This is a genomic window from Plantactinospora solaniradicis (assembly GCF_042658085.1).
Taxonomy (GTDB): domain Bacteria; phylum Actinomycetota; class Actinomycetes; order Mycobacteriales; family Micromonosporaceae; genus Plantactinospora; species Plantactinospora solaniradicis.
In genome coordinates, this window is sequence record NZ_JBHSPR010000130.1 from 1 (window position 1) to 874 (window position 874).

The following is an 874-nucleotide window of genomic DNA, read 5'->3' on the forward strand; positions in this document are numbered from 1 at the left end:
CACACCATCGGCCGCCACCGCAACCGCGTCCGGCGTCTCCGACACCCAACGCCCGAACAAGTCGACCACCGATCCCGCACCGGCCGGCACCGCCGTGTCGTTCCACTGGTGCAGCACGAGGTCTCGCTCTGCGGCGTCGAGCAACTCGACGGCATGCAGCCGCGTCTGCGGCGCAGCGGTCAGCAGCTCAAGAACACGCAGGTAGCTGTTCGCCATTCGGGTACCGGTGGCCGCCTCGAACAGACCCGCCGCGGTGATCACCGCAACGCGCACGCTGGCCGGGTTGCCGTCCGCGTCGAACCCTTCGCTGATCTGCACGTCGATGTCGCACTTGACCGAGGCCCGCGTGGTGCTCTGCTGCAAGGCGGCCGGGCCGGTCGGCCGGGTGCCGGGCAGTTCGGTGGGCTTGTCGGTGTTCTGCAGGTTGAGCGCGACCTGGAACAGCGGATGGCGGGACAGCGAGCGGTCCGGGTTGATCTCCTCCACCAGTCGTTCGAACGGCACGTCCTGATGTGCCAGGGCGCTCAGGGTCGTCTCCCGAACCCGGCCGAGGACCTCCCGGAACTCCGGATCGCCGGACAGATCCGTGCGGATCACCAAGGTGTTGACGAAGAATCCGACCAGCTCGTCCAGCGCTTCGTCCATACGCCCGGCAACCGCCGTGCCGATCGGGATGTCGGTGCCGGCGCCAAGGCGGGACAGCAGCACGGCCAGCGCGGCCTGGAGCACCATGAACGGAGTCACGCCCTCGTCCCGCGCCAGGTCGACCAGCCGTCGGTGGACCTCGGCGGGAACGATCACCTGCGCGACGTCACCGCGATGGCTGGCCACCGCCGGGCGCGGGTGATCCACCGGCAGGGCCAGTTCCTCGGGA

At 69.6% G+C, this 874-nt stretch carries 1 protein-coding gene; it reads right to left on the reverse strand.

Annotated features, from left to right (window positions below):
• Nucleotides 1-852: condensation domain-containing protein (locus ACFP2T_RS47760; RefSeq protein WP_417629224.1), on the reverse strand; the 852-nt coding region annotated here is incomplete at its 3' end.
• Nucleotides 853-874: the final 22 nt, after the last annotated feature.